The following is a 21,063-nucleotide window of genomic DNA, read 5'->3' as shown; positions in this document are numbered from 1 at the left end:
CATTCAACAAATGCATGTTTATTCAAAAAGTTGTTGACATGATTTGCTCATCATGATAATCTATCAAAGTTGTCTTTTGACTAGGTCGTCCTTTGAAAACTGAACAAAGTTTCGTTTAAATGTGCAGGGTCCTTGATACTTCGGTATCGAGGCAAAAAGTAACATTTGCGAAGTCAATTCGCTAGAACAACAAATCGAGCTATTCGAACAGCTCATATTTATATGAGAGTTTGATCCTGGCTCAGGATGAACGCTGGCGGCGTGCCTAATACATGCAAGTCGAACGAGTTTTGGTCGATGAACGGTGCTTGCACTGTGATTCAACTTAAAACGAGTGGCGGACGGGTGAGTAACACGTGGGTAACCTGCCCTTAAGTGGGGGATAACATTTGGAAACAGATGCTAATACCGCATAAATCCAAGAACCGCATGGTTCTTGGCTGAAAGATGGCGTAAGCTATCGCTTTTGGATGGACCCGCGGCGTATTAGCTAGTTGGTGAGGTAACGGCTCACCAAGGCCATGATACGTAGCCGAACTGAGAGGTTGATCGGCCACATTGGGACTGAGACACGGCCCAAACTCCTACGGGAGGCAGCAGTAGGGAATCTTCCACAATGGACGCAAGTCTGATGGAGCAACGCCGCGTGAGTGAAGAAGGCTTTCGGGTCGTAAAACTCTGTTGTTGGAGAAGAATGGTCGGCAGAGTAACTGTTGTCGGCGTGACGGTATCCAACCAGAAAGCCACGGCTAACTACGTGCCAGCAGCCGCGGTAATACGTAGGTGGCAAGCGTTATCCGGATTTATTGGGCGTAAAGCGAGCGCAGGCGGTTTTTTAAGTCTGATGTGAAAGCCCTCGGCTTAACCGAGGAAGCGCATCGGAAACTGGGAAACTTGAGTGCAGAAGAGGACAGTGGAACTCCATGTGTAGCGGTGAAATGCGTAGATATATGGAAGAACACCAGTGGCGAAGGCGGCTGTCTGGTCTGTAACTGACGCTGAGGCTCGAAAGCATGGGTAGCGAACAGGATTAGATACCCTGGTAGTCCATGCCGTAAACGATGAATGCTAGGTGTTGGAGGGCTTCCGCCCTTCAGTGCCGCAGCTAACGCATTAAGCATTCCGCCTGGGGAGTACGACCGCAAGGTTGAAACTCAAAGGAATTGACGGGGGCCCGCACAAGCGGTGGAGCATGTGGTTTAATTCGAAGCAACGCGAAGAACCTTACCAGGTCTTGACATCTTTTGATCACCTGAGAGATCAGGTTTCCCCTTCGGGGGCAAAATGACAGGTGGTGCATGGTTGTCGTCAGCTCGTGTCGTGAGATGTTGGGTTAAGTCCCGCAACGAGCGCAACCCTTATGACTAGTTGCCAGCATTGAGTTGGGCACTCTAGTAAGACTGCCGGTGACAAACCGGAGGAAGGTGGGGATGACGTCAAATCATCATGCCCCTTATGACCTGGGCTACACACGTGCTACAATGGATGGTACAACGAGTTGCGAGACCGTGAGGTCAAGCTAATCTCTTAAAGCCATTCTCAGTTCGGACTGTAGGCTGCAACTCGCCTACACGAAGTCGGAATCGCTAGTAATCGCGGATCAGCACGCCGCGGTGAATACGTTCCCGGGCCTTGTACACACCGCCCGTCACACCATGAGAGTTTGTAACACCCGAAGCCGGTGGCGTAACCCTTTTAGGGAGCGAGCCGTCTAAGGTGGGACAAATGATTAGGGTGAAGTCGTAACAAGGTAGCCGTAGGAGAACCTGCGGCTGGATCACCTCCTTTCTAAGGAAACAGACATTAAGTCTGACGGAAACCTGCACACACGAAACTTTGTTTAGTTTTGAGGGGACGACCTCTCTTTTTACGCCTATCGGGCCTATAGCTCAGTTGGTTAGAGCGCACGCTTGATAAGCGTGAGGTCGATGGTTCAAGTCCATCTAGGCCCATCAAGCGTTCGCTTGTTAATTGAACAACCCTTATGGGGGATTAGCTCAGCTGGGAGAGCGCCTGCTTTGCAAGCAGGAGGTCATCGGTTCGATCCCGTTATCCTCCATTGGCCGTCAGGCCAATTCACCGACGTAAGTCGGCGACTTTGTTCTTTGAAAACTGGATATCATTGTTGTAAATGTTTTAAATTGCCGAGAACACAGCGTATTTGTATGAGTTTCTAATATAGAAATTCGCATCGCATAACCGCTGACGCAAGTCAGTACAGGTTAAGTTACAAAGGGCGCACGGTGGATGCCTTGGCACTAGGAGCCGATGAAGGACGGAACTAATACCGATATGCTTCGGGGAGCTATAAGTAAGCTTTGATCCGGAGATTTCCGAATGGGGGAACCCAGTACACAGCAGTGTATTGCCTGCAAGTGAATTCATAGCTTGTTGGCGGCAGACGCGGGGAACTGAAACATCTCAGTACCCGCAGGAAGAGAAAGAAAACTCGATTCCCATAGTAGCGGCGAGCGAAGTGGGAAGAGCCCAAACCGAGAAGCTTGCTTCTCGGGGTTGTAGGACTGGACATTGGAGTTACCAAAGTTCGACGTAGTCGAAGTCAGCTGGAAAGCTGCGCCATAGAAGGTGAAAGCCCTGTAAGCGAAACGGCGGACCCTCCGTCCAGGATCCTGAGTACGGCGGAACACGTGAAATTCCGTCGGAATCCGGGAGGACCATCTCCCAAGGCTAAATACTCCCTAGTGACCGATAGTGAACCAGTACCGTGAGGGAAAGGTGAAAAGCACCCCGGAAGGGGAGTGAAACAGTTCCTGAAACCGTGTGCCTACAATTAGTCAAAGCCCGTTAAGGGGTGATGGCGTGCCTTTTGTAGAATGAACCGGCGAGTTACGTTTGCCTGCGAGGTTAAGATGAAAAGTCGGAGCCGGAGCGAAAGCGAGTCTGAACAGGGCGAATGAGTAGGCAGATGTAGACCCGAAACCAAGTGACCTACCCATGACCAGGTTGAAGGTGTGGTGAAACACACTGGAGGACCGAACCCATGTATGTTGAAAAATGCTGGGATGAGTTGTGGGTAGCGGTGAAATTCCAAACGAACTTGGAGATAGCTGGTTCTCTCCGAAATAGCTTTAGGGTTAGCCTCGGAGGATGGATCATGGAGGTAGAGCACTGTTTGAACTAGGGGCCCATCAAGGGTTACTGAATTCAGATAAACTCCGAATACCATCGATCTTACTCCGGGAGTCAGACAGTGAGCGATAAGGTCCATTGTCGAAAGGGGAACAGCCCAGATCACCAGTTAAGGTCCCTAAATTTATGCTAAGTGGAAAAGGATGTGGCGTTGCACAGACAACTAGGATGTTGGCTCAGAAGCAGCCACCATTTAAAGAGTGCGTAATAGCTCACTAGTCGAGTGGCACTGCGCCGAAAATATACCGGGGCTAAGCATAATACCGAAACTGTGGGTGCACCCGTCAGGGTGCGCGGTAGGAGAGCGTTCTAAGGGCGTTGAAGGTCGATCGTGAGGACGGCTGGAGCGCTTAGAAGTGAGAATGCCGGCATGAGTAGCGAAAGATCAGTGAGAATCTGATCCACCGTATGACTAAGGTTTCCTGGGGAAGGCTCGTCCTCCCAGGGTTAGTCGGGATCTAAGGCGAGGCCGCAAGGCGTAGTCGATGACAAGCAGGTTGAGATTCCTGCACTAGTTTATTTTGTTTAAGCGATGGAGGGACGCAGGAGGCTAAGGAAAGCGCACGGCTGGAAAAGTGCGTCCAAGCCGCAAGTCTGGTGGCGAGTGAAATGCTTGCGACCATAAGGACAAGCGGTGATGGGGAGCGAAATTAAAGTAGCGAAGTTCCTGATGTCACACTGCCAAGAAAAGCTTCTAGTGAGAAATAAACTACCCGTACCGCAAACCGACACAGGTAGTCGAGGAGAGTATCCTCAGGTGAGCGAGCGAACTCTCGTTAAGGAACTCGGCAAAATGACCCCGTAACTTCGGAAGAAGGGGTGCTGACCGCAAGGTCAGCCGCAGTGAATAGGCCCAAACAACTGTTTATCAAAAACACAGGTCTCTGCTAAATCGAAAGATGATGTATAGGGGCTGACGCCTGCCCGGTGCTGGAAGGTTAAGAGGATGAGTTAGCGCAAGCGAAGCCCAGAATTGAAGCCCCAGTAAACGGCGGCCGTAACTATAACGGTCCTAAGGTAGCGAAATTCCTTGTCGGGTAAGTTCCGACCCGCACGAAAGGCGTAATGATTTGGGCACTGTCTCAACGAGAGACTCGGTGAAATTATAGTACCCGTGAAGATGCGGGTTACCCGCGACAGGACGGAAAGACCCCATGGAGCTTTACTGTAGCTTGATATTGAGTGTTGGTACCGCTTGTACAGGATAGGTAGGAGCCGTAGAGATCGGAACGCTAGTTTCGATGGAGGCGTTGGTGGGATACTACCCTAGCTGTATGAACACTCTAACCCGCGCCACTGATCGTGGCGGGAGACAGTGTCAGGTAGGCAGTTTGACTGGGGCGGTCGCCTCCTAAAATGTAACGGAGGCGCCCAAAGGTTCCCTCAGAATGGTTGGAAATCATTCGCAGAGTGTAAAGGTAGAAGGGAGCTTGACTGCGAGACTGACAAGTCGAGCAGGGACGAAAGTCGGGCTTAGTGATCCGGTGGTTCCGTATGGAAGGGCCATCGCTCAACGGATAAAAGCTACCCTGGGGATAACAGGCTTATCTCCCCCAAGAGTCCACATCGACGGGGAGGTTTGGCACCTCGATGTCGGCTCATCGCATCCTGGGGCTGTAGTCGGTCCCAAGGGTTGGGCTGTTCGCCCATTAAAGCGGTACGCGAGCTGGGTTCAGAACGTCGTGAGACAGTTCGGTCCCTATCCGTCGCGGGCGCAGGAAATTTGAGAGGAGCTGTCCTTAGTACGAGAGGACCGGGATGGACGTTCCGCTGGTGTACCAGTTGTGCCGCCAGGCGCATCGCTGGGTAGCTATGAACGGAAGGGATAAACGCTGAAAGCATCTAAGTGTGAAGCCCCCCTCGAGATGAGATTTCCCATTCCTATATGGAAGTAAGACCCCTGAGAGATGATCAGGTAGATAGGCTGGAAGTGGAAGTGCAGCGATGCATGGAGCGGACCAGTACTAATCGGTCGAGGACTTAACCAAGTAGAGCGTGAGCAGGAGCGCTTAGAAACCAGAGCATAAGCGGGCCTGAGTTCGTTGGCCGGGTTTTGGCCAATGGACTCAGGGTCCTTATGTGGAGGTTTCTGCGACTGCGAACGCGTTTCGATGAAATACGCCGATTCTCAGCAAAGCAAACCAGCAACAATGATAGCCAGTTTTGAGAGCGCAAAGTTCTCATAAGTGTGGTGGCGATAGCAAGAAGGATACACCTGTTCCCATGCCGAACACAGAAGTTAAGCTTCTTCACGCCGAGAGTAGTTGGTGGGAAACTGCCTGCGAGGGTAGGAAGCTGCCACGCTGTTTATTCCGGTTTAGCTCAGTTGGTAGAGCACCTGACTGTTAATCAGGTTGTCGTCAGTTCGAGCCTGACAACCGGAGCTCATGAAACACTCGTCGTTGACGGGTGTTTTTTTCTACAAAAGATTGATGTAAGTGATCATTAATGACATGATGAAATAAGGAGTGACACAGTGTCACCACGTATTGAAATTGATCTGTCATTTGAATACACGAAAAGATGCTTAAAAACGTAGTAGCTTAGCGGACACGTGTCATTGCCAATGACGTAATGGTCAAACTTGACCAGGCTTGGCAATATCCGCATAATGTTGATACAGAGTTTTGTCAGTGAAAATGAAAGAGGTATCGTGATGAATAATCGGATTCAACTTCGCCAGCAGAAAAAGCCTCGTCATCGGGGACTTAAAATTTTTGCAATTGTTGCAGGCGTCTTGGTTTTGTTGATCGTCGCTTGCGTTTTCTTTTTTCCGCAAATCAATAATACGATTCGCAATGTGACGGGCAATGATACGCCAGCAGATGCCGCAGTTAAATCTCGTTTGGTGTCGGAAATTACTGCGCAGAAGACGGGCAATGCAACGACTGATGCGGCACTCCAACGCGCAGCTGATACATTGAAAGAGACCAAAATGAGTACGATCATGAAAGCCGCGCAAGATCAGGATCAGGCAGCGGTTCTACTGCAAAAGGCAACTGGTGCCAATCAGGCGCAAGCTAAGCTAGCTGCAGCATTGTTGTTCCAAGAGAAATCGATCACTCCGGTTCGCCAAGCAATCGCTTCAGGTGACTACTATCGAGCGTATCAGGATGTCAAATCGTTGCAACAACAAGGTAACACTAGTACGTTACAGAATTTATTGACCGGTCAGTAAAAACAAAACAGCTCCCGCATGGCAATGAAGCCATAACGGAAGCTGTTTTTGATTGAAACAACAATTTACTTAGGTTCATACATAAATGTCAGTTCATTATGTGGCTGGATAAGGCGACCAGAAACGGTTTTGTCGGACATGATCATGCCGCCGGGTAACATAGCGTGGTGATACCGAAAATTAGGGAAGTCCGGTGCCGTCAGTTCATATTGGTGACCGGTTTTGGTATGCAGCACCTGGGCGTCACGCAATGGCCGTTTGTGATTATCAAAGTACTGAATAACCAATGTTGCCGGAACCGGGTGATGAACCAGTGATGACGCCGTTGTGTAAATAAAGGTTAGCTGCGGGTCATCACCCGTCATGGTACCGGTGACAGTTGGATCACCGACATGCTGGCCGTCGGGGAGAACGGCTTTTTGAAAGTCATAACCGATTAAGGTCGGAGCAGTGAGTCGAAAATGATGTTCTGGCGTATTCATTAAGTGATTGTCTGGGCCTAATGTCTTGCCGTTTTCATCGACATAATGAATGGTTAAAGTGACTTGTGCCAAATAATTTCACATCCTTTTCGATGATTTAAAAATAAAGCTATGCATTACGGGCAGTGAAGCGCGCCTGTTTAATGGACGGCTTTTCCAATTCATCTAGCAAGGCAACCGCCAATGTGCCGCTGTTGAGCACGGATTTACCGCTGTCGTCTTTTAGTAGTGTGTTGTCGCCGCGAACGTATTCAGTTGCCGGGCCGTGTTCAAAGTTCATGCTTGGCGAAATACCGATCCAGTTGACATTGTCGGTCCACTGTAACAGTTGATACTCTCTGAGCTGGTTCTTAGGCGTATTGATAAATGCCGGTGCATGCGGGTCATTTTTAAGTAAATCATACAGGAGCTTGCCGTCAGTTTCCAGGCTGCCTGCGCCAAGGATAAAGACTAGCCGCGGGGAGGTGGTCTCCCGTAACTCGTGAATCAGGTGATCGGCTAAATCAATATGGAGATAGGCTTGTTCAACGGTTGTCGCGAAGGCATCAACAACCGCATCGTAGCCTAGCAGCTGATCGCGGGTGAGGGTGAAGGCGTCTTGTTGCACTAATTCGGCATCAGGCGGAAGAACGCCGATACCTTTGTCTGGATGACGAACGTAACCGGTAACTTCGTGGCCTCGCTTAAGCGCTTCTTTGTAGATCGCCGATCCTGCATTGCCAGTCGCACCAATAATTGCAATCTTCATCTATAACAACATCCTTTCATAACGAGTCGGTTCAAGGTTTATGATACACTTACTAAAAGTAGATAGACAATTAAATTGGCCCAAAATTAAATCTTCCACTGTCTTTTCAACGTACTTTTCGGAATCCAAATTGTGTGAGAAAAAAGGCTTTACAGTGCTATATTGCTCCTGTATAATCTTACTTGTTGTTCAGCAATGGCCCGTTGGTCAAGTGGTTAAGACACCGCCCTTTCACGGCGGTAACATGGGTTCAAATCCCGTACGGGTCAGTATGCCGGCTTAGCTCAGTTGGTAGAGCATCGGTATCGTAAACCGAGGGTCACAGGTTCAAGTCCTGCAGCCGGCAGAAATAAGTTTTCCTAGCTTTCCTGAAATGCAGAAACCTTGATATTATAAGGCTTCTGCATTTTTTGTTTTCCCGAATTTCCCTAGCTTTCGAAACTTTGGTGCAAATTTGGTGCACGTTGCTGATATTTTTTGTGCACCAACACGATTTGGTGCACATTTACATTAACTTCTTGTTGGCGTTAGGCTTCGTTGATGCCGTGAGATCATCAAGTACACCGAGAGCCTTTTCATTTTGTTGTTCGTCTAGCTCGTTAATAATATGCGAATAGACGTTAAGGGTAGTGCTGATGTTACTATGGCCAAGCCTCTTGGAAATTCGCGTAGACGAAATATGGGAACATCGATTTTATCCATCCGTGTCATGTTGACTTGCGTTTGCCAAAATATGATGCTTCAACTGCGCATACTCGTCCTGGCTTAGCCCTCCGGAATCAAGCAGCTTTTTAAGTTTCACCAGATCGTCAATTTGCGTTGAAACAGTGTTGCTGTCATCAGCTAAATAAGCAGTAATAGAGCTTGTGAGGGCGCCGATGAGACCGATGCCATTGAACATGAGTAGAACAGCGGCAATTCTTCCTAGAAGCGTGTGAGGTGAAATGTCGCCGTAGCCAACGGTGGTGGCGGTGACGATTGCCCACCAGATTGAATCACTGTATGAAGCACCCTCGGCTAACGAATAGATGGCAGCCGCAATGATGACTAGGATGACCGATAACCATAGATAATAAATGAGACCGCCTTTGTGGAGAAACTTCCTGGTTCGTCCCTGTAAAATGCTGATGATGCCGGCAAGTCGGGTGATGTGAAATGCGCGGCTGAGTCGGACAATACGAAAGGCCCGGGCGAACCGGAAAAACGAGAAGATGGCATTGAATGGAATGATTGCCAACAGATCCAGCAAATGAGTTTTAAAGAACTGAAACTTGTTGTCTGCAGTTAAGAGACGCGCGAAGTAATCGACGGTAAAGATAGCGAGTATCGCATTGTCTACCACATCGTAGGGAAAGGCTGTCAGGCTAATGACTGATGAATAGTCCAAAATAACCATCACAATAGAAATGACCGCCAGTAGTGCAATCACAACATTGTAGTAACGAATAAAACGTGAATCTGATTTCAAAATGCCATCCCCAATTACATAGTTGCCCCATACCCAACGCGAACGAAATAACCCAGCGTCTTTAACGATGATTTAATTCTATCTTTAGGATCACAAGAGTTCAATCATTTATAGAGCGAGCTTATGGAATCCCAAGAAAAGCAAAAAATTAGAATCTTCTCCGAAATCCCTATCCCAAGCAACTTATCGCCCTTTTTTAAGCGCTTGTATGCTATGATCGTACGGTAAGTGATTGGTTGAAGGGGTGCAGTATGCATAGACAGAAAACAAGTTCAAAAGCGGGATTGATTTGGACGATTGTGATTTTAGCGGTTATTTTAGTGGCGGGTGGCTTGTGGTTTGGCCTTAATCGGCAGGCGCAGGCAAGAGCTCAAGAAGCTTCATCCGTGTCGCGTTCCAAGGCACGTTCGGTTGCCCAGTCACGTTCGGCTGCCAAGGCCAGTCAGGCGGTTGAAGCTTCGCAAAAGGCGGCGGACCCAGTGTATAAAGACTTTGCTGCTGACGGACTCAGCTACCATCAAGTTCAAGCCGCCAAGAAATTATCCGTGACGGCGGTCGGTGATTCCGTCATGCTCGGCAGTGAGTATTTGTATAAAGAGTTGTTCCCGAAGATCTATTTTGATGCGACGGTTAGCCGCCAAATCTATCAGGTTCCGGCTTTGTTTAAGTCGCTGGCTGCTTCCGACAAATTGGCTAGTACCGTGATCATCGGTTTGGGCACCAATGGTACGTTTACGAATGAAGCATTTCAGTCCATTATGACAAGTATTGGTGATCAGCGTCAGGTTTATTGGATTAATGTCCGTTCTGATGCGAAATGGACGGATGAGGTCAATCGCGATCTGGGCAAAATGGCCAAGCGTTACAAGAATCTGCATATTGTTGATTGGCATGGTGCTTCTGCCGGACATGATGATTGGCTGACAGCCGACAAAACCCATCCGTCAACTGATGGTCAGACGCATTATGTTGCGACGGTTGCAAAAGCCGTTTTGGCAAAAGCACAATGACCTTTTTCGACGCCTGATCGGGTGCTGGGCGGTTGATGGTTAGTAACCAAGCGGAAAAATGACAACAGATGTTCTCATGACAGTATTTTAAATACCGGTGAGATCGAGACAGATTAATGATCGTCTATCGCTGGCGATCATCGTGGAGGTGAGCAGATGCAGGCATTGCTTGATACCCAACAACCGGGAGCTTATTTGTTAATGAGTGTCGGAGGCAGTGCTGCATTGCGCCGGCATTTGGCTGAGATGGGACTGGTTGCCGGCAAGAAGTTGACCGTGGTGCAACCTGCGAGCAAAGTGACCGGTCTGGTGATTTTCTTTCAGGGGCAGCGACTGGCTATCAGTGACGAGATTGCTGCTTTGCTGGTGGTGCGACCGTTTGCCGCAGATGCTGAGAGGCCGGCGATACCGTTAGCTCACTTGCCACTCAAGCGAACTGGGTTGGTGCAGAAGATTCAAGGAGATCCGCCGCTGCGACACCGCCTGATGGACATGGGTTTAACCAAGGGAACATTGGTGAAAATTCACCAGATTGCCCCGCTTGGTGATCCCATCGAGCTAGCGGTACGTGGTTATAAGTTGAGTATTCGTAAGCAAGACGCGGCGCATGTGCTGGTAACGGAGGTGACCGCTGATGACCATGGATGAGACCTTAGCGCTTGTCGGCAACCCTAATAGTGGCAAAACAACTTTGTTTAATGCACTGACCGGTGCCAAACAACATATTGGCAATTGGCCGGGCGTCACAGTTGAACGAAAATCCAGTCGGCTTAAAGCCAATCCGGCGGTGGTCATCGAAGACCTGCCGGGAACCTATTCACTGTCGCCTTATAGCAGTGAAGAAATTGTGACGCGGAATTTTTTGCTTGAAAAGCAACCGGATTTAGTCATCAACGTCGTCGATGCCACGAATCTCGAACGCAATCTATATTTAACATTACAAGTGATGGAAACCGGGCGGCCATTAATCGTGGCGCTCAACATGATGGATGTCCTTGAAAAGTCCCGCCGCCGCACGATCAATTTGAAAAAGTTGAGTTATGCCCTGCAGGTACCAGTCATCGGCACCACTGCCACTAAACCAGCAGCTTTAAAGGAACTTGTTCAGGCCATCCAAGCGCCGTTACCTAAACCATATGCTTTTCCGGAATATGATCCCCGGCTCGAATCCGCTTTAAGCATGCTTGAGGAAGTCATCGGCGAACGGGTGTCCGCCGATCGTTTGCGATGGTATGCCATCAAGCTTTTTGAAAAAGATCCGCAAATCGCGCAGCAGCTGGCTTTTACAACAGCTGAACAGCAACAGGTCGCGGAAATTTTACATACGGCTGAGCATCTTTTTGATGATGCGAGCGATAGCATCATCGTGAATGCAAGATATGATTTCATCGCCCGCGTCATGGCGATGTGTGTCGTTGATAAAGAAGATTTTGTCATGTCGGTCAGCGATCGGATTGACCGCATCGTGACGGATCGCTATCTGGCCTTGCCGATTTTTGTACTGGTGATGTGGGTGGTTTATTACCTTTCGATCCAGACAGTCGGAACCATCGGCAGTGACTACCTCAATGATACGGTCTTTGGCGGCTGGTTGCCGGCGGTGGTCGGCGGGGCGTTGAAGAGCTGGGCGGTTGCGCCGTGGTTGTCAGGCCTGATTGTGAACGGCTTGATCGGTGGGATTGGCTCCGTGTTGGGGTTCTTGCCGCAGATCATGATGCTGTTTCTATGTCTGGGTATTCTTGAAGACTGCGGGTATATGGCACGGATCGCGTTTGTGATGGATCGCCTGTTTCACCGGTTTAATCTCAGCGGCAAAAGCTTCATACCCATTCTAATCGCTACCGGCTGCGGGGTTCCTGGTATTATGGCCACACGAACCATCGAAAGCGAAAAAGATCGACGAATGAGCATTATGCTGACAACCTTTATGCCGTGTTCCGCTAAATTGACTGTTATTGCGCTGGTTAGCGGAACCTTCTTTCCGAATAACAGCTGGGTTGCGCCGTCAGCTTATTTCATGGGCATTATTGCCGTTGTCTGCTCCGGCATTTTTCTGAAAAAGACCGCTTTGTTTGCCGGACCACCAGCCCCATTTGTCATGGAGTTACCAGCGTACCATTTGCCGCGCGTCACCAACCTTTATCGCAGTGTCATGTCGCGGGCACGAGCCTTTGTGCATAAAGCGGGGACGATTATTTTCTTGTCATGTGTTTTGTTATGGTTCCTTTCGAACTTTGACTTTACGTTACACATGGTCCAGCAAAATAAGAGTATGTTACGAGGAATTGGTGGGGTCATTGCCCCGATTTTTGCGCCGCTGGGGTTTGGCGACTGGCACACCACAGTGGCTACTTTAGCCGGTTTGATCGCCAAGGAAAACTGTGTCAGCACGCTGCACATTAGCTTCGGTGGGACTGGCGGCTTTGGTCAGGCATTGCGGGCGACTTATCCGGCGATGGCAGGGTATGCGTTTTTGATGTTCAATCTTTTATGTGCCCCGTGCTTTGCGGCCATTGGCACCATGTACAAGGAGTTTGGCAATGCGCGCTGGACCTGGCGTGCCGTTGGTTATCAAACAGGCGTGGCGTATTTGCTGACGATGTTGATTTATCAAGGCAGTCTCATTGTGAGTGGTCAGGCCAATGTGCTTAGTTTCGGACTGGTCGCACTGGCAGTGACACTCATTATTTACGGCCTGTGGCTCAAACGCCCGCATCCCGTGGTTGCGTCGGGTTATAGCACGGATATTTAAAGAAGGAGATCTTTTATCATGGCAACGTGGCTAATTGGCAGTGTCGTCGTTTTGGCGATCGTTTTCGTCTTATATCGCACCTTTTTTCGAAAAAACAAAGCAGGCGGTTGCAGCCAATGTGAAGATGTTGGCTGTCCGTTGATTGATCAGGCCAAAATGGTTCAGGCCAACAAACGGCGTAAAGCATAACGAGATTCAATACCGCTTGATTGGTAAGTGAATGTGGTTTGTGATTGAAATAGCCTTTGTGATCCGGTGAATTTTTAAAACTCGCGTTGCTAAAGTGAACTATGTATAATTGAGTTGTGAAAGCCTTTACAAAAAACGACTGAACGTACATTGTTTGCGCTCCGGCGACCGTTGCACAAAACGGAGGAGATAGTGGCGCAGGGGTAAGTACCATTGCGGTGTACCGGATGTACAAGGGGGATGCAACCATGACAACAAAACAACAATTTCCGATCCGTGATGTGACCACAGCGAGTGGCTATTTTTCACCACTCAAAGCGACCGTCGAGACGGCATTTTATGGCACGAATGTCCGGCCGGTGACCACATTGACAGAAGCATACGAATTGGCCAAAGCCGCGCCAGGTGTCATTATCACGGATTTGCCGATTCAGCATGCCAGTGATCTCGGGCTGCCAGAAGACGCCCGCATCTTGGTTGCAAATGACGGTCTGGTTGTCGGCCGAACCGCTGCGGCTCGCCGGATTATCGGGCAGCCCGGTGTTGACGCAAACACAATGGTAAAGGTTGCGCGTGAAGCGGTCTTTCAAGGCGGTCGCAAGCGATTCTTGAGTGGCCGGGTTGCGGTTGGTCTGTCGCCCGATTTTTCTGTTGAAGCGCATATGATGTTGCCTGAAGCATATGCGAATAACCTTTACAGCTATTTATTGAACTTTCAAATCATGACGGCTGAAGCAGAAAAACACTACGCCCGGTCGCGCCCGCTTCCAGAAGATGACCTTTATCTTTATGCCGATCCTGATTGGCACGATCCGGCGTATCCGGATGGCCTGGCGATTTTTGATCCGCTACACAATGCGGCAATCATCTTAGGCTTACGCTACTTTGGCGAATTGAAAAAGGGCACCTTGACGTTGGCGTGGGCGACGGCACATCGAAATGGCTTTGTTGCCTGTCATGGCGGGATGAAACAGTATCAGCGGCAAGACGGCACGTTTACCATGGCAGCGTTTGGCTTGTCTGGCTCGGGTAAATCAACGATCACACTGACGAGTCACGGCGATCGCTACCCAGTGAAAGTGCTGCACGATGACGCATTCGTGATTGATCGGCAAACCGGTGCCACGACTGCGCTGGAACCCGCGTATTTTGACAAAACCCAGGATTATCCGTTAAGCGATCCAGGAATTCGGTATTTTCTGACAGTGCAAAATGTGGGCGTTACTTTGGATGATCATGACCGGAAAACACTGGTCACCGAGGACATTCGTAATGGGAACGGGCGAACGGTTAAGTCGCGGTTCGTGACGCCTAATCGTGTCGATCATTTGACCCAGAGTATTGATGCCGTTTTTTGGATCATGAAAGACGACACGTTGCCACCGGTGGTTCGGATCGAGAATCCTGATTTGGCGGCGGCATTTGGGGCAACGTTAGCAACTAAGCGATCAACTGCCGAAAACGTCGGGGCTCATGTGGATCGCGATCAGTTGGTCATTGAACCGTTTGCCAATCCGTTTCGTTGTTATCCGCTAGCCGAAGACTACCAGGATTTTTATGAACTCTTTCAGGAACGTGGCACGACTTGCTACATTCTTAATACCGGTTTTTACCGCGGCCAAAAAGTGAAACCGGCTGACACGTTGGATGCGATTGCGGCGATTGTAGATGGCACCGCACAATTTCAACCATTTGGGCCGTTACCAGATATGAGTTATCTGGTATTACCAACTTTTAAAGTAGACTTTACGACACCTGATTATCGGGCTTTGTTGCGTAAGCGTTTGGAAGCTCGCTTGGCATTTTTGACCACCAAAGAGACAGCCGATGGTGGCTATGATAAGTTGCCGGAAGCTGCCACTCACGCACTGGAAAAGGTTCTTACCGCGCTTTCGGAGTCGAACTGAATTTCAGGTGCGACATCACAAAGGGCCAACTCAATTTCCATCATTGCACGCTCGCTTAAAATAGGGGATAGTATAAACGACAGGACATACGCCTCGTATCAAATGCATGACAGCGGCACTAGGCCATTTATGGAGGATATGCGTATGGCAATTCATTTTGTAGTTTACGAAAAGCCCCATTGCGAATCTTGTCGGTTGACGCGGCGGTGGTTGTTGACGCATCATCAGCGTTTTCGCACGACCAATCGCCGTGGTGAAACGAATTTGGTGGATCCCAATTCGGACGATCCACTCAAGCGTGCTTGGAGTGCGCAAAAAGTTGTGAAGTTTCGGCAGGATGGTTATGATCGCTTTCCGATTGTGCGGGTGCGCGATGATGAAACCGGGGATGTTTTGGCCACCTGGAATGGCTTTCATCCCGAAGCACTTGCCAGCTGGGCAGCGATTAATCGGCTGGGATAATCACCGCGTCGTTTATGCATGCAGGCGACTAATGCGGAAAGTTTATCCGCAAATACAGCAAAGACGCTAGCGACAAATCCACTTGATCGCTAGCGTCTTTTTGATTGAGTTTTAAAATACAGCCGATAACCGCTCGAAACAGCTTTGGCTCAAGACTGATCGGCTTGCTTTTGCGCGGCAGCAGTTTTGGCAGCGAGTTCGGCGTACATTTTGGTACGGGCTTCGCCTTGCAGCGGATATTGCTTGGTCAACAGATAGGCGACAAACGAGAAAATGGCCGGCAAGCCAAATAAAACGACGCCTAAACTCTGAAGCAGACTATCAGGTACCTGCGCCGCTTTTTCAAGGGTTTGCGCGTTGTACCCGACGAGTAAGAGTGCTGCGCCGACGCCAATTGTAGCCAGTCCGGACTGAAGTTTCTGTAAGAACATGTTGACCGCGTTGATGGTAGCTTCCATCCCTGAATTCAGCTTGAGGCGATTGTAATCCATTGTCTCCATGATGATCAGGTTAGCCGGAACAAATTGCGCGCCGGCAAGCGTCATGACAATCCCAATCAGGATGTAGAACAGCCAAGGATTGTGGATCACCTGAAACTCATTGATGGCGAACATTAAGAGCAGGAACGGTGCCATGCCTAAATAGCAAAGCTGAATGCCGCGAAGTGCCGACATATATTTCATGGCTTTTTGCGAGATGAACGTCCCACCAACCAACGTGACCAAAGTTAACAAGCCAAAATACATAGACTGAATCCCTAAATTAGCCACGCCAAACGCGTATTTGATGTAGTACAGGGATGTCGCGGTGAGCAAGGCCCAGACAAAGCCGCCGACAAAGGTAAAGTACAGGTTGACCCGAAAAGGCTTGTTGATCTTCACCATCCGGCCGATATCGCGAAGCTTGGGCGGTTTGGTGCCTTCAGCAACCGGCCCTTCTTTGACCATTAAGCCGCCGATCAGGGCAATAATCAAAAATGGAATGACAATCACGTCCACCGTCAGCGGGATATTGGGACTCTTCTTAGTTCCAAGAAAGGTGGCGATGGCCATAAAGAAGGCAAACACGACACCGACAACATTACTGGTAATGCGGGGCCATGAAATAAGTTTGGAGCGAATTTCCTGGTCTGCTGACATCGTACTGGTCAACGGCACTGTGACGATGATCGTATAAGCAAGCATAAATAGAAAGTAGACAATATAAAGGTAAACTTCCTTGCCAAAATCACTGATGCCTTGAGGAATGTGAAACAGCATCATACCCAAGATGCCCGCAAAAAAAGTGCCTGCCAGTACATAGGGCTTGAACTTGCCCCAGCGGGTTCGAGGTGAAATATCGATGACATAACCTGTCCACAGGTCATTCACCGCATCCCAAAGCCGACCCACAAATAATAAGGTCGTTGCAACAGCTGCCGCTTTACCGGGTACTCCTGTATAAATCCCGGAATAATCGGTAATAAACATCATTAAGACAGCCGTATAAAGATAGTACGCCGTTGTGCTGATGAGCCCCATGGTATTGATCCCAAAAAAAGTACGCGGATCAAGGGGGTAATTCTTCGGATAGTCTTTCAATGTTTGCACCCTCCAAAAAGGAATGACGTTCATGCCGCATCACAATCACGGGTTGCACTTCACCCAACCGATGAAGCGTTTAACCTCAAGCGGTGCACGCGTCATGCTCTTGCTTTGATTATAGGTGATGTCCTGAGAACTTGCTATTAACTCCCTCCGCTAAAATAAAATAAGTTATAACCGCGTAGAAATAAGAATCTTTATAGGCGGTATTTGCACGATTGTTGAGAAATATTGAAATATAAGTTCAAAATATCTAAAAAATATTTTCGTTATCTTATTTTTGATGGAAGCGCTTAGCAAATAAAATACGTGTCAAAAACGAGATGTCAAGACAGGGGACGCAGGCGTTGATAAGTTCAGTTTTCACAAAAAGATACATTGCGTACAATTCCAAAGAAAACGGTTTTCACAGACTGGTGTAATGTATGTAAATCCCACTAATAATGGCCTTTAAACGGGTTATATAACGTTAGGTATTTAAATATTAGTCAATAATTATATTGATTATAAGCCATTAACACGTATAATTAAGTGTGTAAGTTGATGAACGCACAAGATTAGGAGGGACTTTTAAATGTACGCGACGAGCAATGCACCTAGTTATGTTGAAGTAATTAATCAGAATCTGGAACGGCTACTTGTTTTTGAGACGGTTTTCAAAGAATACGTCCACACATGCAAGAACATCGAGAAGGGCAATTGCTATGCCAGCGAAAGTCTCGATCGGTTGCGTGTGTACTTCACCAAAAATGTGATTAAGTTCTGCAGTTTTGTAGACAGTGTTGATGCCGAAGCCGCACCTTGCAATTACGCGGCCTTTCATCGCGTGTTGGTCAGCGGCCTGCGCGGCATTCGCAGTGGCGTGTTAGACATTCTTCAGGCGATTGGCCCGGATCAAATCGATCACGAACGCTTCGATGCAGGTTTGGCTGAACAGCAAGCAGCTCGGGCGCAGATTGATTCGGCTTTCTCCAAAATTCTTGATCCGATTTTTTAGTCCGCTTCCCTGCTTCAATGTGGCATAATTGAAGCAGAGGGGGTGAGTGCTTGGCAGTTTGGCGCATGATGTTTGCCCGCCCGCAGTTTAAACATCGCCAGATTAAGCAAATGGTCGATGAACTCAACCAAGAAGGCAACTTCGGGGGGATGCCGATTCACCATATCAGGCTGACGCGGCAAACCAAAGAACTTATTTATGTGGATCTGGATTTTGAGCTAACATCTGGTTTGACGCAACCGTTGTTTGAACAAATGGCCAAGTATATTCTCGTTTCTGTTGCGGGATTGGCTCACGCACCGCAACGGATCTATTTAATGGCAATGGCGAATCCTTTTTCCAAATTGAACATTACTTATTACATTTATCCGGATCATAGTTTGGACTTGATTTATTGGCGACCGTTGCTCAGTGTGCCATCCTAAATTGATCGGCACGGATCTATCGGAGGACCTCCTTTTTTAAGGCAGGTTCTTTTTATTTACGCAGGCGCCGCATTCTAAAAGCTGACTTTTTTGATAAATCGGCAACGTCTTAGGCTTTAGACCGATTATCAAGTAGCCGCTAAGTATGCTAAGATATGGCAAGTTATTTCATTTCAACGCCTTGCCATAGACAGCAAGAGGAGGAGCGAACGTTGCTAGAGCTAAAGCACATTAAAAAATATTACCAAACCGGTGACTACACCACGAAGGCCCTCGATGATGTTTCGGTTCAGTTTCGTGAACAGGAATTCGTAGCCATTCTTGGCCCCAGCGGCTCCGGGAAAACAACGCTGCTGAACGTGATTGGCGGCCTTGATCGCTACGATTCAGGCGATCTATTATTGCATGGTCGGTCCACCCAAAACTTCAAGGAATCTGATTGGGATGCTTATCGGAATAATTCTGTCGGGTTTATTTTTCAGAGTTATAACCTGATCATGCACCTGAGCATTTTGGAAAACGTCGAACTCGGCTTAACGTTGAGCGGCGTTTCTGCCAAGGAGCGGCGCAAAAAGGCGGAGGCCGCGCTGGTTAAAGTTGGCCTAAAAGAGCACATGAGCAAGCAGCCTAATCAGCTTTCCGGTGGGCAGATGCAGCGGGTGGCCATTGCTCGGGCGATTGTCTCGGAACCGTCGATTTTGTTGGCGGATGAGCCGACTGGTGCCTTGGACACCGAAACCAGTCAGGAAATCATGAAGTTGATTGCCGACTTGTCGCGGGAGCGTTTGGTCATCATGGTGACGCACAATCCGCAACTGGCGCACGATTATGCCCAGCGGATTATCGAGTTCAAGGACGGTAAAATTCTGTCCGATTCGCGTCCGTATGATGCGGAGGAACAGGGCAGTCATTTTGATCTGCGCCGGACGAAAATGAGCTATTTGACGGCGCTGAAGCTGTCCTTTACGAACATTATGACCAAAAAAGGCCGCACTTTTCTAACGGCGTTTGCCTCCAGCATCGGGATCATTGGCATTGCGGTCGTCCTGGCGCTTTCATCCGGGTTTCAAAAGCAAATTGATAATACCCAAGCAGAAACATTGGCCCAGTTTCCCATCACAATTTCAACGAACGCGACCAATCTAACGGCCGGGGCACAAGATAATACCAAGACGTCAACGTTTAAGACGACCAAAACGGTGCTGGCAAAGCAAAGTGCCAGTGACAAAGCGCAGCACACGAACAAATTAAATCAAAAGTATATTGATTATGTGAATGGCATCAGTAAACGCCTGACCGACAACATTGGCTATACGTATGGCACCGGTATGAACTTACTGCGCGACGTCAACGGGAAGGTGAAGCCAGTACAATTTTCAACAGCCAAACCGACAAATAACCAATCACAACGCGGCTTTTCCAGTGTCAGTTCATCGGTTTATCCCGTCGATCGCGAAGGCGGCACCAGTTATCTGAAGAAAAATTATGAAGTCGTTGCCGGAAGTTATCCCAAGAAAGACAGCGATGTCATTTTGATTGTTGATCGGGACAATTCAACGAATATTAACGCGTTGAAGAATCTTGGCTTTTCAGTTAAAAATGGTCAGAAGCTTAAGTTCAGCGATATTGTAGGGACAAAACTAAAGGCCATTGCCAATGATCACTACTATCAAAATGTTGGTGGCAGTGTTTATGTGCCGACCAAGAACTATGCGGATGCGTACCAACAAAGTGGCAATCGGGAGTTAACCGTGACAGGGGTATTGCGGACGCGTTCCAAGACCAGTGACGGACTTTTGAGCCAAGGATTTGCTTACTCTGATCGGTTAACCAAAGATCTGGTCGCGATGAATAAAGATTCTGCAGTTGTCAAAGCACAACGCAATAGTGATGTGAATATTTTCACCAATCAGGAAATTGACGATGCAACTAAAGATCAGCTGATCACCAGTTTAGGCGGCTCAGAAACGCCAACGCAAATCACGATTTATCCGACGAGTTTCAAAGATAAGGATAAGATTCTCAGCTACCTGGATAAATTCAACCACGGCAAGAAAAAAGCCGATCAAGTCATTTACACGGATTTGGCGGGTACGATTTCGAGTATGACCGGCGGGATTATGTCGGCGATCACCATTGTCTTGGTTGCTTTTGCGGGAATCTCATTGGTAACTTCGATGATCATGATTGCGATTCTGACGTATACGTCGGTTCTGGAACGAACCAAGGAAATCGGGGTGCTCAAGGCGTTGGGTGCGCGGCGCAAGGATGTGACTCGGGTCTTTGATGCCGAGACCATCATTCTCGGCGTGAGTTCCGGGGTGCTGGGGATTATCATTGCCTGGCTCCTGACCTTCCCGATCAACGTCATCTTATATAACATGACCCAGTTGCCGAATGTGGCGCAGCTGAATCCGATTCACGCGGTGATTCTGATCTTAATCAGTACGATTCTAACGGTTCTTGGCGGCCATATTCCAGCGCGCATGGCGGCGAACAAGGATGCAGCGATCGCGTTACGTGCTGATTAATCTGTGCATCATCTAAGACTTCAATGTCAAAGCAAACAAACATGGGTGCGTTTGCTTTTTATTTTCCAATTGGGCCTATGTCCGGAAAGCTGACATTTGCACAAGACGTAAAGTTGCATAAATTTGTTTTGGGCGGGCGTAACTATTATAATGAAGATTCATTGATTGGCATTTTGAGGGA

Annotated in this window: 14 protein-coding genes, 5 tRNA genes and 3 rRNA genes; 18 read left to right on the top strand and 4 right to left on the bottom strand. The window is 48.6% G+C overall.

Features of this window, described 5'->3' with window-relative positions:
- Positions 1–218: 218 nt before the first annotated feature.
- The 7 genes from LACSTY_RS08980 (at position 219) to LACSTY_RS08950 (ending at position 6,328) form a co-directional block, all read left to right on the top strand.
- Positions 219–1,788: ribosomal RNA gene (locus tag LACSTY_RS08980) — 16S ribosomal RNA — on the top strand.
- Between the two features lie 90 nt (positions 1,789–1,878).
- Positions 1,879–1,952: transfer RNA gene (locus LACSTY_RS08975), tRNA-Ile, on the top strand.
- A gap of 34 nt (positions 1,953–1,986) precedes the next feature.
- Positions 1,987–2,059, top strand: a tRNA-Ala gene (locus tag LACSTY_RS08970).
- Positions 2,060–2,220: 161 nt separating this feature from the next.
- Positions 2,221–5,138: ribosomal RNA gene (locus LACSTY_RS08965) — 23S ribosomal RNA — on the top strand.
- Between the two features lie 199 nt (positions 5,139–5,337).
- Positions 5,338–5,454, top strand: a 5S ribosomal RNA gene (gene rrf, locus LACSTY_RS08960).
- The 16S, 23S and 5S rRNA genes sit together here with 3 tRNA genes alongside, the layout of an rRNA operon.
- A 7-nt stretch (positions 5,455–5,461) precedes the next feature.
- Positions 5,462–5,534 (top strand) — tRNA-Asn (locus LACSTY_RS08955).
- Positions 5,535–5,806: 272 nt separating this feature from the next.
- Positions 5,807–6,328 carry a hypothetical protein gene (locus LACSTY_RS08950; protein ID WP_087912383.1) on the top strand — a complete coding sequence of 174 codons (522 nt, stop codon included), beginning with the start codon at positions 5,807–5,809 and terminating at the stop codon, positions 6,326–6,328.
- A 65-nt stretch (positions 6,329–6,393) separates the two neighbouring features.
- Here LACSTY_RS08950 and LACSTY_RS08945 read toward each other — a convergent pair whose 3' ends face one another.
- On the bottom strand, positions 6,394–6,882 hold the full coding sequence (locus LACSTY_RS08945) for a MucBP domain-containing protein (protein WP_087912382.1): 489 nt from the start codon (positions 6,880–6,882) through the stop codon (positions 6,394–6,396).
- Between the two features lie 37 nt (positions 6,883–6,919).
- Positions 6,920–7,558 carry an NAD(P)-dependent oxidoreductase gene (locus tag LACSTY_RS08940; RefSeq protein ID WP_087912381.1) on the bottom strand — a complete coding sequence of 213 codons (639 nt, stop codon included), beginning with the start codon at positions 7,556–7,558 and terminating at the stop codon, positions 6,920–6,922.
- A 197-nt stretch (positions 7,559–7,755) separates the two neighbouring features.
- On the opposite strand from LACSTY_RS08940, the gene LACSTY_RS08935 reads away from it, so the two are divergent.
- Both LACSTY_RS08935 and LACSTY_RS08930 read left to right on the top strand, forming a co-directional pair.
- Positions 7,756–7,827, top strand: a tRNA-Glu gene (locus LACSTY_RS08935).
- Between the two features lie 4 nt (positions 7,828–7,831).
- Positions 7,832–7,904, top strand: a tRNA-Thr gene (locus tag LACSTY_RS08930).
- A 348-nt stretch (positions 7,905–8,252) separates the two neighbouring features.
- Here LACSTY_RS08930 and LACSTY_RS08925 read toward each other — a convergent pair.
- Positions 8,253–9,026, bottom strand: a complete 774-nt coding sequence (locus tag LACSTY_RS08925; protein WP_087912380.1) for an ion channel — start codon at positions 9,024–9,026, stop codon at positions 8,253–8,255.
- Between the two features lie 251 nt (positions 9,027–9,277).
- On the opposite strand from LACSTY_RS08925, the gene LACSTY_RS08920 reads away from it, so the two are divergent.
- The 6 genes from LACSTY_RS08920 (at position 9,278) to LACSTY_RS08895 (ending at position 15,346) form a co-directional block, all read left to right on the top strand.
- Positions 9,278–10,036: an SGNH/GDSL hydrolase family protein gene (locus LACSTY_RS08920; protein WP_087912379.1), complete on the top strand. Its 759-nt coding sequence runs from the start codon at positions 9,278–9,280 to the stop codon at positions 10,034–10,036.
- A gap of 156 nt (positions 10,037–10,192) precedes the next feature.
- On the top strand, positions 10,193–10,684 hold the full coding sequence (locus LACSTY_RS08915) for a FeoA family protein (protein ID WP_087912378.1): 492 nt from the start codon (positions 10,193–10,195) through the stop codon (positions 10,682–10,684).
- The gene (gene feoB, locus LACSTY_RS08910) at positions 10,671–12,788 is read left to right on the top strand and encodes a ferrous iron transport protein B (protein ID WP_087912377.1); all 2,118 of its coding nucleotides are present in this window, start codon (positions 10,671–10,673) and stop codon (positions 12,786–12,788) included. Before LACSTY_RS08915 ends, feoB begins: the two co-directional genes overlap by 14 nt.
- An 18-nt stretch (positions 12,789–12,806) precedes the next feature.
- Positions 12,807–12,977 carry a FeoB-associated Cys-rich membrane protein gene (locus tag LACSTY_RS08905; RefSeq protein WP_080978126.1) on the top strand — a complete coding sequence of 57 codons (171 nt, stop codon included), beginning with the start codon at positions 12,807–12,809 and terminating at the stop codon, positions 12,975–12,977.
- A 248-nt stretch (positions 12,978–13,225) separates the two neighbouring features.
- Positions 13,226–14,884, top strand: coding sequence for a phosphoenolpyruvate carboxykinase (ATP) (locus LACSTY_RS08900; RefSeq protein WP_087912376.1), 1,659 nt, complete (start codon positions 13,226–13,228; stop codon positions 14,882–14,884).
- A gap of 144 nt (positions 14,885–15,028) precedes the next feature.
- Positions 15,029–15,346, top strand: coding sequence for a thioredoxin domain-containing protein (locus LACSTY_RS08895; RefSeq protein ID WP_087912375.1), 318 nt, complete (start codon positions 15,029–15,031; stop codon positions 15,344–15,346).
- 149 nt (positions 15,347–15,495) lie between these two features.
- On the opposite strand, the gene LACSTY_RS08890 is transcribed toward LACSTY_RS08895, so the two are convergent.
- Entirely contained in the window at positions 15,496–16,926 is a 1,431-nt protein-coding gene (locus tag LACSTY_RS08890) for an MFS transporter (protein WP_087912374.1), read from the bottom strand.
- Between the two features lie 577 nt (positions 16,927–17,503).
- On the opposite strand from LACSTY_RS08890, the gene LACSTY_RS08885 reads away from it, so the two are divergent.
- The 3 genes from LACSTY_RS08885 to LACSTY_RS08875 all read left to right on the top strand — a co-directional run bounded on the left by LACSTY_RS08885 (position 17,504) and on the right by LACSTY_RS08875 (position 20,882).
- Positions 17,504–17,926, top strand: a complete 423-nt coding sequence (locus LACSTY_RS08885; protein ID WP_087912373.1) for a hypothetical protein — start codon at positions 17,504–17,506, stop codon at positions 17,924–17,926.
- A gap of 50 nt (positions 17,927–17,976) precedes the next feature.
- Positions 17,977–18,351 carry a hypothetical protein gene (locus LACSTY_RS08880; RefSeq protein ID WP_151466864.1) on the top strand — a complete coding sequence of 125 codons (375 nt, stop codon included), beginning with the start codon at positions 17,977–17,979 and terminating at the stop codon, positions 18,349–18,351.
- A gap of 212 nt (positions 18,352–18,563) precedes the next feature.
- Positions 18,564–20,882 carry an ABC transporter ATP-binding protein/permease gene (locus LACSTY_RS08875; RefSeq protein WP_070650549.1) on the top strand — a complete coding sequence of 773 codons (2,319 nt, stop codon included), beginning with the start codon at positions 18,564–18,566 and terminating at the stop codon, positions 20,880–20,882.
- Positions 20,883–21,063 lie beyond the last annotated feature (181 nt).

The sequence above is a fragment of the Lacticaseibacillus styriensis genome (assembly GCF_030770295.1).
Lineage (GTDB): Bacteria > Bacillota > Bacilli > Lactobacillales > Lactobacillaceae > Lacticaseibacillus > Lacticaseibacillus casei.
This window is presented reverse-complemented; position numbering and strand designations above follow the sequence as displayed.

Excerpts from the sequence above, each read along its gene's own strand:
- feoB (WP_087912377.1), top strand. The coding sequence starts at position 10,671 with ATGACCATGGATGAGACCTTAGCGCTTGTCGGCAACCCTAATAGTGGC.
- LACSTY_RS08915 (WP_087912378.1), top strand. The coding sequence starts at position 10,193 with ATGCAGGCATTGCTTGATACCCAACAACCGGGAGCTTATTTGTTAATG.
- LACSTY_RS08940 (WP_087912381.1), bottom strand. The coding sequence starts at position 7,558 with ATGAAGATTGCAATTATTGGTGCGACTGGCAATGCAGGATCGGCGATC.
- LACSTY_RS08950 (WP_087912383.1), top strand. The coding sequence starts at position 5,807 with ATGAATAATCGGATTCAACTTCGCCAGCAGAAAAAGCCTCGTCATCGG.
- LACSTY_RS08905 (WP_080978126.1), top strand. The coding sequence starts at position 12,807 with ATGGCAACGTGGCTAATTGGCAGTGTCGTCGTTTTGGCGATCGTTTTC.
- LACSTY_RS08920 (WP_087912379.1), top strand. The coding sequence starts at position 9,278 with ATGCATAGACAGAAAACAAGTTCAAAAGCGGGATTGATTTGGACGATT.
- LACSTY_RS08895 (WP_087912375.1), top strand. The coding sequence starts at position 15,029 with ATGGCAATTCATTTTGTAGTTTACGAAAAGCCCCATTGCGAATCTTGT.
- LACSTY_RS08885 (WP_087912373.1), top strand. The coding sequence starts at position 17,504 with ATGTACGCGACGAGCAATGCACCTAGTTATGTTGAAGTAATTAATCAG.
- LACSTY_RS08900 (WP_087912376.1), top strand. The coding sequence starts at position 13,226 with ATGACAACAAAACAACAATTTCCGATCCGTGATGTGACCACAGCGAGT.